General features: G+C 65.4%; 14 protein-coding genes. 12 read left to right on the top strand and 2 right to left on the bottom strand.

The genetic code is table 11. The features are described 5' to 3' along the window. Positions 1-38: 38 nt before the first annotated feature. The 8 genes from VI340_RS13825 (at position 39) to VI340_RS13790 (ending at position 6,632) form a co-directional block, all read left to right on the top strand. Complete coding sequence (locus tag VI340_RS13825; protein ID WP_336358565.1) at positions 39-1,334, top strand: ABC transporter substrate-binding protein; 1,296 nt, start codon at positions 39-41, stop codon at positions 1,332-1,334. 30 nt (positions 1,335-1,364) lie between these two features. Continuing rightward, positions 1,365-2,282: a branched-chain amino acid ABC transporter permease gene (locus tag VI340_RS13820; protein WP_008307444.1), complete on the top strand. Its 918-nt coding sequence runs from the start codon at positions 1,365-1,367 to the stop codon at positions 2,280-2,282. After that, the gene (locus VI340_RS13815; protein ID WP_336358564.1) at positions 2,279-3,388 is read left to right on the top strand and encodes a branched-chain amino acid ABC transporter permease; all 1,110 of its coding nucleotides are present in this window, start codon (positions 2,279-2,281) and stop codon (positions 3,386-3,388) included. Before VI340_RS13820 ends, VI340_RS13815 begins: the two co-directional genes overlap by 4 nt. Further along, on the top strand, positions 3,381-4,193 hold the full coding sequence (locus VI340_RS13810; RefSeq protein WP_023843442.1) for an ABC transporter ATP-binding protein: 813 nt from the start codon (positions 3,381-3,383) through the stop codon (positions 4,191-4,193). Before VI340_RS13815 ends, VI340_RS13810 begins: the two co-directional genes overlap by 8 nt. Beyond that, a complete protein-coding gene (locus VI340_RS13805) occupies positions 4,190-4,912 on the top strand; it encodes an ABC transporter ATP-binding protein (RefSeq protein ID WP_008307449.1) in 723 nt (240 codons plus the stop codon). The genes VI340_RS13810 and VI340_RS13805 overlap by 4 nt, the downstream gene beginning before the upstream one ends. Before the next feature lie 91 nt (positions 4,913-5,003). Next, positions 5,004-5,897: a DMT family transporter gene (locus tag VI340_RS13800; protein WP_336358563.1), complete on the top strand. Its 894-nt coding sequence runs from the start codon at positions 5,004-5,006 to the stop codon at positions 5,895-5,897. Between the two features lie 46 nt (positions 5,898-5,943). Next, the gene (locus VI340_RS13795; protein ID WP_336358562.1) at positions 5,944-6,354 is read left to right on the top strand and encodes an SCP2 sterol-binding domain-containing protein; all 411 of its coding nucleotides are present in this window, start codon (positions 5,944-5,946) and stop codon (positions 6,352-6,354) included. A gap of 38 nt (positions 6,355-6,392) precedes the next feature. Then, the gene (locus VI340_RS13790; RefSeq protein ID WP_336358561.1) at positions 6,393-6,632 is read left to right on the top strand and encodes a DUF7470 family protein; all 240 of its coding nucleotides are present in this window, start codon (positions 6,393-6,395) and stop codon (positions 6,630-6,632) included. A gap of 11 nt (positions 6,633-6,643) precedes the next feature. On the opposite strand, the gene VI340_RS13785 is transcribed toward VI340_RS13790, so the two are convergent. After that, positions 6,644-7,690, bottom strand: a complete 1,047-nt coding sequence (locus VI340_RS13785; RefSeq protein ID WP_336358560.1) for a sensor histidine kinase — start codon at positions 7,688-7,690, stop codon at positions 6,644-6,646. A gap of 115 nt (positions 7,691-7,805) precedes the next feature. After that, positions 7,806-9,782 carry a DUF460 domain-containing protein gene (locus tag VI340_RS13780; protein WP_008307455.1) on the bottom strand — a complete coding sequence of 659 codons (1,977 nt, stop codon included), beginning with the start codon at positions 9,780-9,782 and terminating at the stop codon, positions 7,806-7,808. A gap of 244 nt (positions 9,783-10,026) precedes the next feature. Here VI340_RS13780 and VI340_RS13775 point away from each other — a divergent pair, with 244 nt between their 5' ends. The 4 genes from VI340_RS13775 to VI340_RS13760 all read left to right on the top strand — a co-directional run bounded on the left by VI340_RS13775 (position 10,027) and on the right by VI340_RS13760 (position 12,477). Then, the gene (locus VI340_RS13775; protein WP_336358559.1) at positions 10,027-10,587 is read left to right on the top strand and encodes a sugar O-acetyltransferase; all 561 of its coding nucleotides are present in this window, start codon (positions 10,027-10,029) and stop codon (positions 10,585-10,587) included. A 98-nt stretch (positions 10,588-10,685) separates the two neighbouring features. Continuing rightward, the gene (locus VI340_RS13770) at positions 10,686-11,033 is read left to right on the top strand and encodes a thioredoxin family protein (protein ID WP_049942774.1); all 348 of its coding nucleotides are present in this window, start codon (positions 10,686-10,688) and stop codon (positions 11,031-11,033) included. Between the two features lie 62 nt (positions 11,034-11,095). After that, complete coding sequence (locus VI340_RS13765) at positions 11,096-11,863, top strand: glycerophosphoryl diester phosphodiesterase membrane domain-containing protein (RefSeq protein WP_336358558.1); 768 nt, start codon at positions 11,096-11,098, stop codon at positions 11,861-11,863. Between the two features lie 95 nt (positions 11,864-11,958). Continuing rightward, positions 11,959-12,477: an HPP family protein gene (locus tag VI340_RS13760; RefSeq protein ID WP_008307471.1), complete on the top strand. Its 519-nt coding sequence runs from the start codon at positions 11,959-11,961 to the stop codon at positions 12,475-12,477. Positions 12,478-12,520: the final 43 nt, after the last annotated feature.

Below are 12,520 nucleotides of genomic sequence, written 5' to 3'. Positions count from 1 at the left end.
GTTATACAGGGACTTACGAAAAAGGATATCAGTATACCATGAACGACCATGACAAGCGCTCGATCGACAGGCGAAGCGTAATCAAAGCGGCTGCCAGTGCCGGACTCGTCGGCCTCGCCGGTTGTTCCGGCGGTGCTCCCGAGGACGGTGATGGAGGTGACGGCGACGGTGGTGACGGTGCATCGACGGACACCTCGACGGACTCCGGGTCCGAAACCTACACCATCGGGATGGTCGACAGCCTCTCCGGGTCGCTGTCCGCGTTCGGGCAGCGGAACCAGCGCGGGAAGGAGATCGCGCTCGACGACGTCAACTCGGTCGGCGTCAACGGCGGCGAACTGGCGATCTCACAGCAGGACGACCAGAGCACGAGTCAGGGCGGGGTCAGCGCGGCCCAGACGCTCGTCAATCAGGAGGAGGTCCCGCTGCTTATCGGGACCGTCGGGAGCGGTGTCAGCACGGCCATCCACGAGAGCGTCGTCCAGAACACGGACGTCGTCCAGATCAGTCAGAACAGCACCAGCCCGAACCTGACGAACTTCCCGGACCTGCTCCGGATGCCGCCGGCCGGCAAGGCACAGGCGGAGGCGATCTCGACGCTCCTCGACGAGGACGACAACGAGTCCGCCGCGCTGGCCTGGATTAACAACGATTACGGGCAGTCTGTCGGCGAGGCCTTCGTCGATGCCTTCGACGGGGAGATCGTCTACAACGAACCCCACGACCAGGGGCAGTCCTCCTACAGCAGTACCATCTCCTCGATGGCTGACACCGACGCCGACGCGTGGGTGTTCATCACCTACCAGCCGGAGTTCGCGACGATGTCTCAGGAGGCGTTCGACCTGGGCGTCACCGACCAGGCCGCCTGGTACGGCGGCGACAGCGTCAAAGGGCCGAAGGTCCTCGAATCCGCTCCCGAGGGAAGTCTCAATGGAATGAAAGCAGTGGTTCCGAGCGTCCCACAGGACGCCGAGAACTACCAGGGGTTCGTCTCGGAGTTCGAAGAGCGCTTCGGCGAGGAACCAACGTCGTGGTCGGCGTACGCCTACGACGCGGTGGTCGTCAGCGCACTCGCTATCGAAGCCGCCGACGAGTTCACGGGCGCGGCACTCAGTGAAGTCGTCCGGGACGTGACCCGTCCCGAGGGCGAGGAGGCGACCACGTACGCGGACGCGCACGAGATTCTGGCGAACGGCGGCTCGCCGTCGGACGTGGACTACACCGGCGTGAGCGGCCCGATCGACCTCGACGAGAACGGCGACCCTGTCGGGTTGCTACAGGTGTTCGAGGTCGTTGACCACGCGTACGAATCCGCCGGCTTCATCGAGGGCTAAGGCGGCCACGACTCTTTCCCATTTTCACCAATGGCGCAGATATTACAGTACCTGGCAAACGGGCTCGTTTTCAGTAGTATCATCATCCTCGGGAGTATCGGGCTCTCGCTGGTCTACAGCATCGCCGACTTCGCGAACTTCGCACACGGCGATACGATGACGCTGGGTGCCTACGGGGCACTCGTCGCGTTCGGCGTGTTCGGCGGTCTCGGCGGCACCGTTCTCGGTCTCCCGATCGGGTTCTTCATCGCCCTGGCAGTCGGAATGGCGCTAGCGGCCGTCGTCGCTGTCCTCACCCATATTCTCGTGTACAAGCCCCTCGATACGGATTCGATTGGGTTGCTCATCACGAGCATCGGCGTGGCGTTCGTCTACCGCGCAGTGCTACAGGCGTCTTTCGGGACGGACTTCCTGCAGTACGATATCCGCCGCAGCGGGCCGATTCCGGTGTTGCTGGACACGCTCGACGTCGCAGTGACACAGCGCGACGTCGCAATCATCGTCAGCGCGGCGGTACTCGTCGTCGCTCTGCACCTCTTGCTCCAGCGGACGACGCTGGGCCGGAAGATGCGTGCGACGGCCGACAACCCCGACCTCGCACGCGTGAGCGGCATTCGAACCGACCGCGTCATCCTCGTCATGTGGGTCGTCGGCAGCGCCCTGGCTGCCGCCGGTGGCGTCTTCCTCGCGCTGTACAGCCAGCTCGACCCGCGCATCGGCTTCAACATCCTGCTGGTCGTGTTCGCCGCGGTCATCCTCGGCGGCATCGGCTCGGTGTACGGTGCGATGCTCGGCGGGCTGCTCATCGGGATGCTCCACGAACTGACGCCGCTGCTCGGTGATATCGGCCTCCCGATCAGCAACGCCTACGCGCCGGCTGTCGCGTTCGTCATCATGGTCGCAGTCCTGCTTGTCAGGCCCCGCGGCATCGCGGGTGATATGACATGAGCACGCTCGATGTCGGTGGGTATTCGCCCCGGGAGAAAGGCGTCGCGGGGCTGCTCGGCGCGCTCGCCGCGCTCCTGCTCCTTGCGGTCATCACCGGCTTCCTCGCCCCGGCGTACCTGCTGTATCTCGTCGGGCTGTCGGCGATGTATATGCTCCTCTCGATGGGGCTGAACGTCCAGTGGGGGTACGGTGGCATGATCAACTTCAGCGTCGCGGCCTTCTTCGGCCTCGGCGCGTACGGGACCGCGTTGCTGACGGCGTCCGGCTCGCCGATATCCGGCGGTGTCAGCCCCATTGTCGCGCTGTTCGGCGGTCTCGGTCTCGCCGCGGTGCTCGCAGTCATCATCGGCTATCCGACGCTGAAACTCCGCGACGACTACCTCGCAATCGCGTCGCTGGGGCTCGCGGAGGTCGTCCGTATCTTCATCCTCAACGAATCCCAGTGGACGGCGGGCAGCGCCGGGCTGACCGGCATCCCGCTGTTTTTCTCCGACTGGCCCGTACTCGGCGACCTGACCTACCCCTACGTGTTCAACGTGGGCGGGACGCCGCTGTTCTACATGAGCCAGTCGGTCGTCACCAGCGCGCTGAACGTCGTGCTGGTCACGGTGATCGTCGCGGCCGTCTACCTGTTCCTCCGGCGCATCCACCAGTCGCCGTGGGGCCGCGTCCTGCGAACCATCCGGACCGACGAGGACCTCGCGGAGACGCTGGGCAAGAACACGTTCGCGTTCAAGATGCAGGCCTTCGTCATCGGGAGCCTCATCATGGCGCTCGCGGGCGTGTTCTACTCCCACCTCGTGTTGTTCGTCAGCCCGCAGGACCTCCAGCCGATCACGACGTTCTACGTCTGGGTCGCCGTCATCCTCGGCGGCACCGGCAGCGACCGCGGCGCGATGCTGGGCGGATTCACTATCGTGGCCATCCAGCAGGGAACGCGCTTCCTGACCGACACTGGCGCGCTGCCCATCGGCGCGGCACCGCTCCGACTCATGCTGGTCGGCCTGCTCATCATCTTTATCGTCAGGCTCCGCCCGGAGGGGATTCTCCCGCCGGAGCGCGAACTCATCTGGCCCGACTCGCTGGGCGGTGGTCGCGATGAGTGAGCAGTCGCTCGTCTCCGACGGCCCAGTCCTCGGGAAAGAGGACCCCGTCCTCCGTGCTGAGGGGCTGGAGAAACGCTTCGGCGGCCTCGTAGCGACGGACGACGCGTCTATCGAGGTCGAACGCGGCACCATAACGGGCCTTATCGGTCCGAACGGCGCTGGCAAATCGACGCTGTTCAACCTCGTCTCGGGCTTCTACGAGCCCGATGCAGGCTCCGTCGCAGTCAACGGTGTCGACGTGACCGGCCAGAAGCCTCACCAGATCGCCGATCAGGGGATGATCCGGACGTTCCAGACGCCGCGCAAACCGGAGGGGATGACCGTCCGGGAGGCGCTGCTGGTGGGACCGCACAACCAGACCGGGGAGTCGATTATTCCGCTGTTCACCTCGCCTGACACCGTCGAACAGGAGGAACGGCGCTCGCTGGAACAGGCCCAACAGATGCTCGAACGGTTCGAGATCGGCGACCTGGCCACCCAGCCCGCGACGGACCTCTCGGGCGGCCAGATGAAACTGGTCGAACTGGCCCGCGGGATGATGGCCGAACCCGACCTGCTCCTGCTCGACGAGCCCGTCGCCGGCGTCAACCCCGTGCTGGCCGACAAACTGGCGGGGTTCATCGAGGAACTCAACGAGGAGGGCATCACTTTCCTCATCATCGAACACGACATGAACTTCATCATGCGGCTGGCCGACCCGATTATCGTCCTCAATCAGGGGAGTGTCCTCGTCGAGGGGCCGCCCGAGGCGGTCCGGAGCGACGAGCGCGTCATCGACGCCTATCTGGGAGGGCCGTCGGAATGACCGACCCGATCCTCACCGTCGACGGCGTCGACAGCGGCTACGGCGAGGTCCAGGTGCTCGACGACCTCTCGCTGACGCTCGGCGAGGGGGAGATTGCCTGCCTCGTCGGCCCGAACGGAGCCGGCAAGTCCACCGTCCTCAAGACGGTGTTCGGGATGCTGGAGCCCTGGACTGGCTCGGTCCGTCTCGGCGACCGCGAAATCGGCGGGATGGCTCCCGAAGACATCGTCCGCATCGGCGTCGGCTACGTCCCACAGACCGAGAACGTGTTCGGCTCGCTGACCATCGACGAGAACCTCCGGATGGGCGGGGTCGCCCGCGACGGCGGCCTCGACGAGGTCGTGGCCGAACTGTACGACCGGTTCCCCATCCTCGACGACAAGCGTACCGCGAACGCGAAGACGCTGTCTGGCGGCCAGCGGCAGGTGCTGGCCTTCGCCCGCGCGCTCGTGATGGAACCGGATGTGCTCCTCATCGACGAGCCAAGCGCCGGGCTGGCACCGAACACGGCCAAGGAGGTGTTCGACGACGTGGAGACGGTCAACGAACTCGGCACGTCGATTCTGATGGTCGAGCAGAACGCCCGCGAGGGGCTGGGCATCTCCGACCGCGGGTTCGTCCTCGACCAGGGGACGGTCAAATTCGAGGGCGAGGCGGACTCGCTGCTCGACGACCCCGAGGTCTCCCGGCTGTATCTCGGCGGCGAATCGCGCCGCTGATACCACCACCGTTCCAGTTTCGAACCAACGACACACTACCTATGCATCTGATGCCATCTCTCTCCTGTCGCCCAGTTGCGACTGGCCGAATATGATGAGCCGGCTGGACCGAACGATTGGCGTGCTTGCGCCGCTTCTGGCCGCGGTCCTCTGGGGCGGCATGTACGTCGTCAGCAAGTGGGGGTTCGGGGCGATTCCGCCCGTCACGCTGGGGTTTCTCCGCGTCGCTATCGGGGCAGTACTACTGGTCGCCGTCGTCAAATCCACGGTGGCCACTCGCTCGCCGACCCGAGCCGACTGGCGTGGGTTCGTCGGTCTCGGCGCGCTGGTGACCGCGACCATCGTCACGCAGTTCGTTGGGACCAACCTGACGACCGCCAGCCAGGGGTCGCTTCTCACCGTCGCAACGCCGGTCGCCGCACTCTTGCTGGCCGCCGTCGTCGTCGACGAGCGACTCACCCGTGCGAAAGCCATCGGTGTCGGCCTCGCAATCGCGGGCACGGTGCTCGTCGTCGTGGACAGCGGTCTCGACGGAACGCTCGACCCGGCGGGCGTCCTCGCGCTGCTCGGTGCTGGCGTCGCGTGGGCCGCCTACACCGTCTGGGGCAAACCGCTCGTGGCGCGGTTCTCGGCCCTGGAGACCGCTACCTACGCCACCGTCACGGCGACGCCGATGCTCGCGGTCCTGTCGGCCGGCGAACTGTGGCTACTTGGCCGCCCGATCAGTTCGCTGCCGACGGACCCGGCAGTACTCGGCGCGGTCGCATATCTCGGCGTGTTCGCTACCGCGGCGGCGTGGTACCTCTGGTACAAGGGGCTGGAATACGTCGATGCCGGCACCGTCTCGGTGCTGTTTGTCGCCCAGCCACTGGTCGGGACCGCGCTCGGCGCGGCCCTGCTCGGCGAGCGGGTCGGCCCATGGTTTCTGGTCGGGGGCAGTCTATTGCTCGCCGCCGTCGTGGTCGTCGGCCGGGCGCGGGCGTAGGACCGGAGGACAACACAGAAAAGCCCCCCTCGCATATCGCCTGCCAATGACTGTGACGCTGCCGACAGAGGCCGATGACTGGGCCGCCGCGTGGCGCGACCGAATAAACGAGCGTGCCGCGTTCGCTGACAGCGCCGACGATTTCACCGCCGTATTCTGTTTCGAAATCCGCGCTGACGACGCCTATACCGGCGAACCGATACAGTTCGTCGTTGTCATCAAGGATGGTGTCTGTACTGCTGCCGGGACCGTTGCGGACCCCGAGTACGACTTCGCGTTCCGTGGCCCCTACAGCCAGTGGGTCACGATGCTGCAAGGCGATATGGATATCTCCGCCGCGGCGATGGACGGCACCTTCGACGTCGAGGGCGACACGATGCGACTGCTTCGCCGTCAGGACACCATCGCCGAGATGGTCGCGGCGGCACAGAACGTCGACACCGAGTTCGAGCACTGACCGACGGGCTTTTGTCCGCCCGCTTGGCCTACACGGGTATGCTCGACAAACTCGGTGCGGTTGGTATCGGCGGCATCGTCGTGTTGCTCGCCGGCATCGGTCTGGTCGCGTGGAAGGCACCCATCGTCGCCGTCGGTATCGCTCTGGTCGTCGGCGGTCTCGGGCTGGTCGTCTACGGCCTCGTCACGAGCCTGCTCGGCGCGTTCGGACTCGGCGGCATGGGCGGGATGGGTGGCGGCATGGGCGGTGGCGGGATGGGCGGCGACGGTATGCCCTGACGCGAGCGCGACTAACAGGCGGTGTCCGCATCGACGTCGAACTCGAACCGTGCACCGCCGTGGTCCCCTGCTGTGGCACGTACTGTCCAGCCGTGGGCTTCGGCGATTGTCCTGACGATGTAGAGGCCGAAGCCGGTCCCGTCAGCCGCCCGTGACGCGCCCGGTTCGAACACTCGCTCCCGTTCCTCGGGAGCGATTCCTCGGCCGTCGTCCTCGATTGCGAAGCCGTCGGGCGTCGGTACGACGTGAACCGTTATTTCGGTGGCGTCGCCTCCTCCTTCCTCGTCGGATGCTCGTTCGTCGCGTTCAGGACCGTGTGTGACGGCGTTGGCGAAAACGTTCTCGAACAGTCGGAGCAATCGCTCTGGGTCGGCTTCGAGTAGTATGGACGGCGGCGGTTCCAGCACCGCGCTGGCGGTCTCGACGTGGCTCCACGCCGTCGTTGCCACGTCAGCGATATCGACCGTCCGTTCGTCGACCGCCAGCGCGCCCTCTCTGGTCGCGGTCCGCATGTCGTCGATGATGGCTTCTAACCGTCCCAGCCCGTCTTTGGCAGCTTCGATACGTTCAGGTGACAGCTCCTTGGCAGCGAGTTCGAGATGGCCGCTGGTGACGGCAAGCGGCGTCCGGAGGTCGTGTGCCAGGAGGTCGGCGAACTCGGTGAGCCGTTCGTTCTGTCGCTTGAGATGCCACTCACGTTCACGCCGGTCAGTGATATCGCGACCCACACCGCTGAATCCCTGAACTGTGCCGTCGTCCGCCGTGAGAAGCCGACCGCTGAGTTCGAACGTCACCACTCCCTCCGTCGTCTCGGCTCGCGCTTCGACGGTTGCTTGCCCCGAGTCGAACACCTCCTCGATGGCTGCTTCAACGGCTGGACGGTCGTCAGCGACGAAGAACTCGGTCGGGTCCGTTCCCGACAGTTCGCTGTCCGTCAGGCCAAACAGTTCGTTCAGTCGGGCGTTCCAGTAGGCAAGCCGGCCGTCCGCGTCGTAGACGTAGAAGACATCGCCGAGCGTTTCGAGTGCGGCCGCCAGAACACGACACTGGTCATCCATGCGAGAGAGAGGCACCCCATGAATATAACCACGCAGTACAGACGGCCCGCGGTTCAGCGAGTGACACTGAACGGTGTTCCAAACAGCTACTGTCCGTCGATAGCCCGCACAGCGCTTAGTTCTCGCTCGTCGGCCGGTCGGCCCGGTGTTCGCTGATGATCTGGTCGACCATCTCCGCGTTCTGTTCCTTCCGGCGGTCGGCGGCGCGTTCCTCCCAGTCCTCGATTGCGGCCTCGATTTCGCCCTCGCGGGCGACGGCCAGTTCGTCGACTTCCTGCACGGTGACCATCTCCGCCGGCGCGACGGGGATGTCGTTGTCGAACAGCACTTGATCGGCGATATCGGAGAGATTGCCGTTCCGGAGGACGATTTCCGGGTCGATGTCGGCCAACTGCTGCGCCGTCGACCGGCCCGCGCCCGAGGCGTCCCGGAACATGATGATGTCGTCCTCGACGAGGCCGAACCGCTCGTCGGCGTCCGCGATGGCGTCCCTGGTGAACTGCTCGACCACCTTGACCGGGGTCAGTCCCTCCTGTTTCTCCGACACGTCGGCGAAGTTCGAGTGGTCGAGCTTCCACAGCGCCTTCAGCCGGTCGAGCTTGTCGGAAAGCGCCTCGCGTTTTTCCTCCTCTTCCTCGACTTTCCGTTCGAGGGCCTCGTTGCGTCGCTGTAGCCGCGTCACCTCGCGGTCTTTCCTGACTTCGCGCCGGCCCTCGCTGCGGGCCTTCTCCAGCTGTTTGTCCTTCTCGGCGAGCTGGTCGTCCTTGCGCTTGATCGTCTCTTTGAGGTCGTCGACGTGTGATTCGAGCCGTTCGATGCGGGCGTTCAGCCGCTTGATTTCCTTCTCGTCGTCGGTGAGTTCCCGCGGTTCGTGGGCCGTGCCGTCCTCGTCCTCGCTGTCGTCGTCTTCGAGGTCCCGCAACACCGTTTCGACGCTCTCCTCGCCGGCGACGACGCGGTCGATGACCGGCCCCACGTCGTGCTGTGGCGGCACCTTGCTCGCGACGCGCTCGAACTGGTCGGCGTGGTGGTCGAAGGCGTAGAGCGCGGCGGCCATCGCGTCCCGCTCGTGGTCGTTGTCGTAGGCCTCCTCGCGGGTCCGGTGTTTCTTCTCGTCGACCGGGAGGTCCGTGTCGGGCTCCCAGCCCGCGGCGCTAAACGAGCGCCGGAGCTTCTCGACGGTTTCGGGCATCGGCGTCACGTCGGCGGCGACGACCACGGGGCGCCCGCGTTCGATGATCCACTCCGTCGTCGCGGCGGCGTCGTCGGTGCGCGAAGAGTACACGTCCAGTACAGTGCCGTCGAGGGAAACGATGGCGACAGCCGTCGTCGTCCCGGGGTCGACGCCGACGACGACGTGGTCGCGCCGCTTCGCCAGCGGCTTGAACTCGATGCCGTCCCGCCGCTGGCGCTCGATTTCGACGCGCGTATCGCCCGAACGCGCTCTCGATACGGGGATCTCCTGCGGTCGGGCCGACACCTGAAACACGGCGTTGGAGAAGCCGCCGTACTTCTCGGTCACGTCCCGTTCGTACTCCAGACCGGCCGCGTCGAGTTCGGACTCGATTTCACGGGCGCGCTTCCGGACTGCGCCGTGGATGCGCCGCGTGTAGCGGTCCTCGGACCACCCGCCTTTCCCGGTCGAGCGGCCCCGCGAGACCTTCACCTCCGTCGTGTCGGTGAACGCCGACACTTCCTGACCGACGTTGGCAGCGGCCAGTCTGGCTGCGGCTTCGGCTTCCTCCATCGGGTCCTTGCCGTAGGGGACGCCGTGGCGCTTGGCGACCCGCGAGAGCGGTTCCGGCCGCTCGTCGCCGGTCACCTGCACCAGTTTCGTCTCGTCGGGGAGCGACCCGAGGACGTGGATCAGGGCGTCCTTGTCCTCGGCGAGTTCGTACATGTTGTCCGTCGCGACGATAGCCGGCTCCTCGTCGTCGATGCGCCGGCGGAGCTTCCGCCGCGAGACCACGTCTCGCTCGACTGATTCCCCGTCGAAGACCACCAGCGCGTACGACGGCGCGTCACCGCGCACGTCGCCGCTCTGGATGTCGACACCGAAGACGACTGCGTCGAGCGCTGCCGTGCGGTTCACGAACCATGGTAGGCGACGGTCGACTATAAATCCGTTCCGGGCTAGCAGTATGGGCACTGTTTCGGTACGTGAGTGAGACTTCGAACAGCCAGAAAGCCCCACCCCGCGTGGATTGTTCAACTGGCTTGCGGAGGGGGTTATTGTTCGGGATTGCCAACCCCAACACCTCTTATCAGGGCGCTCCGACGGCCCACTATGAGTATCCCTCGCTACGCAGTGGGTGACACTTCGGAGGCTGGTCGCCATGTCCTCTGAGAAGGAGAAGATGCTCGCGGGCGAGCGCTACGACGCGAGCGACCCGGAACTCGTCGCCGCCCGCGAGCGGGCGAACGAACTCACCCGGGAGTACAATCGGACTGACCCGTCGGATACCGACACCAGACAGACATTCATCGAGGAGCTGTTCGGCTCCGTCGGCGCGGACTGCCACGTCGAACCGCCGTTCCGGTGTGACTACGGCGACAACATCCACGTCGGCGACGGCTTTTACGCGAACTTCGACTGCGTCGTGCTGGACGTGTGCCGGGTCGATATCGGCGACGACTGCCTGCTCGGGCCGGGCGTCCACATCTACACCGCGACGCACCCGCTTGCCCCGGCCGAACGACGCAGCGGCGTCGAGTACGGGAAGCCGGTGTCTATCGGCGACAACGTCTGGGTCGGCGGTCAGGCGGTCGTCAATCCGGGCGTCACCGTCGGCGACGACGCCGTCATCGGGTCCGGCGCTGTCGTCACTGACGACGTTCCCGCTGGCGTCGTCGTTCAGGGGAACCCCGCGTCGGTCGTGCGGGAGATCGAGGACTGACGGCCACGCACAGCAACCGCGGCTGAGCGGCTGTGACCCGTCGCGGGGTTCTTCGCGCTGTGGCACGTACTGACTGTATGGACACCACGACCGAAGATATGGACACGACAACGGAACACGGCGTTCGGACGGTCGAAACGCGGGACGAACTCGACGACGTGCTGGCGACGGCCGACCGCGTACTGGCGATGGTTCGGACAAGCGGCTGTACAATCTGCAAGTCGATGGAGCCGATACTCGACATCGCCGCGAAGGCCACCGACGCGACAGTAGTCGTATTCAATCCCGAACGCGACCTCGATGCCGTCGACGCGTTCGACGTCCGGAGCGTCCCGACGCTCCTGCTGTTTGCCGACGGGGAGCTTATCGACCGCCGTGCCGACGGGTTCGTCCCGGCCGAGGAGCTAATCGAGTTCGTCGAAAGCGGGTCGGAATCGGACGCGTGAACCGAGTGGCTTTCTCACACTGAGACAACACTTATGCCCCCGCTTGTCGAAGCGCTCCCCTGATGGCCCTCCAAATCGGCTCCGTCCTCGAAGAGGCGGGGTATCGGCTGTTCAGTCGTACCGGCGCGATACTACTCGTAGCGTTTTTTGCCCTGATGGCTAGCTTTCAAGCACTGTTCAACACAATCCTGGCGACGACCTACGCCAGAATGGGATACGGTGAGATTGCCGCAGCCCTGCCGCTGACCCTCGACATCTCGCTCAATGTCGCTGGTGCCGGTATCGCCATTGGCTCTGTGGTCTCACTGTATCTCACCATCGTGTCCTTCCGGACGTTCGCTACCGGAACACGCGACAGTTTCCCCGAGGGAGCGTTCACGCGGAACGTACCGCTAGCGATGGTGAACGTGCTTGTTGGCGGGATCGTCTACGGCCTACTGGTGTTCGTCGGGTCGGTCCTGCTCCTCATCCCTGGCATCTTCGCCTACGTCGCGTTCATCTTCATGATGCCGTACGTCATCGTCGAAGACCGGAACTTCGTCGCGGCGCTCAAAGAGAGCTATCGGCTCACCGAGGGCAACCGGCTGGCGCTGTTCGGACTGCTGTTAATTGTCGGTACCGCCGCGGCGCTCGTCGGCGGTGTCATCGGATTCGTCGGCGCGCTGGCGCTTTCGGGGCCGACTTCGCAGCTTCCGACCATCGTCATCCAACCACTGGCGTCGCTGTACGGCACGGCGATTATCGCGGTCGCGTTCGAGCAACTCCGTGAGCGTGACGGGAGGCCGCCGTCGGCCCCGAGCGAGGACGATACGTCGATGGCCGCTCTCTGACTGGAGCCGCTGGCCGCTGTTGTCCCCACTCGGGACTACGGCGCCACTCTGTCGGACCGTGACTGTCTTATTCATTCAGTTTCCTACCGGGAGCAATGCGACGGCATCGGGTCGGGACAAGTCTGTACGCCGGCGTGCTGTTCGTCGTCCTCGGGACGCTCGCGTGGGCGAGCGGGCAGCCGTTCATCTTCCCGAGTCTCGGCCCTTCTGCGTTCATCCTCGCGTTTCAGCGGGACGGCGACCGGACGGGGCTGGGCAGCGTCGTCGCGAGCCATCTCATCGGCGGCGTTGCGGGGCTGTTCGCGTACAGCCTGCTCGCTGGCGGCGTTTCACTCGTCGCGGACCCGACCGCGTTCTCGATGGCCGGGCTCCGCCTCGTCGCGAGCGCGACCCTCTCGCTCGTCGTGACGAGCTGGGGGATGATTGCAACAGATACGGTCCACGCACCGGCCTGCGCGACGACGCTCATCGTCTCGCTGGGGCTGCTCTCGACGCCGCTGCAGGTCGCAGTCATCGTCGTCGGTGTCGGCGTTCTCGTCGCGTTTCACGCCCTCGTGCTGTCCGCCTACCATCGAGCTATCGGCTCGTCTCTACCGGACCAAACTGACCGGTGAGCGGACTGCAGTTCGGCAAAAAGCACTATACTATCGCCACGCC

Origin of the sequence: Haloarcula sp. CGMCC 1.6347 (assembly GCF_037078395.1) — an archaeon.
GTDB classification, from domain to species: Archaea; Halobacteriota; Halobacteria; order Halobacteriales; family Haloarculaceae; genus Haloarcula; species Haloarcula amylolytica.
The sequence above is the reverse complement of the archived record's forward strand: the minus strand, read 5'-3'. Positions and strand labels throughout refer to the sequence as shown.

Bases quoted from the DNA above. Each gene is read 5' to 3' on its own strand.
- VI340_RS13785 (WP_336358560.1), bottom strand. From the start codon at position 7,690: ATGGATGACCAGTGTCGTGTTCTGGCGGCCGCACTCGAAACGCTCGGC.
- VI340_RS13825 (WP_336358565.1), top strand. From the start codon at position 39: ATGAACGACCATGACAAGCGCTCGATCGACAGGCGAAGCGTAATCAAA.
- VI340_RS13805 (WP_008307449.1), top strand. From the start codon at position 4,190: ATGACCGACCCGATCCTCACCGTCGACGGCGTCGACAGCGGCTACGGC.
- VI340_RS13820 (WP_008307444.1), top strand. From the start codon at position 1,365: ATGGCGCAGATATTACAGTACCTGGCAAACGGGCTCGTTTTCAGTAGT.
- VI340_RS13765 (WP_336358558.1), top strand. From the start codon at position 11,096: ATGGCCCTCCAAATCGGCTCCGTCCTCGAAGAGGCGGGGTATCGGCTG.
- VI340_RS13800 (WP_336358563.1), top strand. From the start codon at position 5,004: ATGATGAGCCGGCTGGACCGAACGATTGGCGTGCTTGCGCCGCTTCTG.
- VI340_RS13815 (WP_336358564.1), top strand. From the start codon at position 2,279: ATGAGCACGCTCGATGTCGGTGGGTATTCGCCCCGGGAGAAAGGCGTC.
- VI340_RS13775 (WP_336358559.1), top strand. From the start codon at position 10,027: ATGTCCTCTGAGAAGGAGAAGATGCTCGCGGGCGAGCGCTACGACGCG.
- VI340_RS13760 (WP_008307471.1), top strand. From the start codon at position 11,959: ATGCGACGGCATCGGGTCGGGACAAGTCTGTACGCCGGCGTGCTGTTC.
- VI340_RS13790 (WP_336358561.1), top strand. From the start codon at position 6,393: ATGCTCGACAAACTCGGTGCGGTTGGTATCGGCGGCATCGTCGTGTTG.
- VI340_RS13795 (WP_336358562.1), top strand. From the start codon at position 5,944: ATGACTGTGACGCTGCCGACAGAGGCCGATGACTGGGCCGCCGCGTGG.
- VI340_RS13770 (WP_049942774.1), top strand. From the start codon at position 10,686: ATGGACACGACAACGGAACACGGCGTTCGGACGGTCGAAACGCGGGAC.
- VI340_RS13810 (WP_023843442.1), top strand. From the start codon at position 3,381: ATGAGTGAGCAGTCGCTCGTCTCCGACGGCCCAGTCCTCGGGAAAGAG.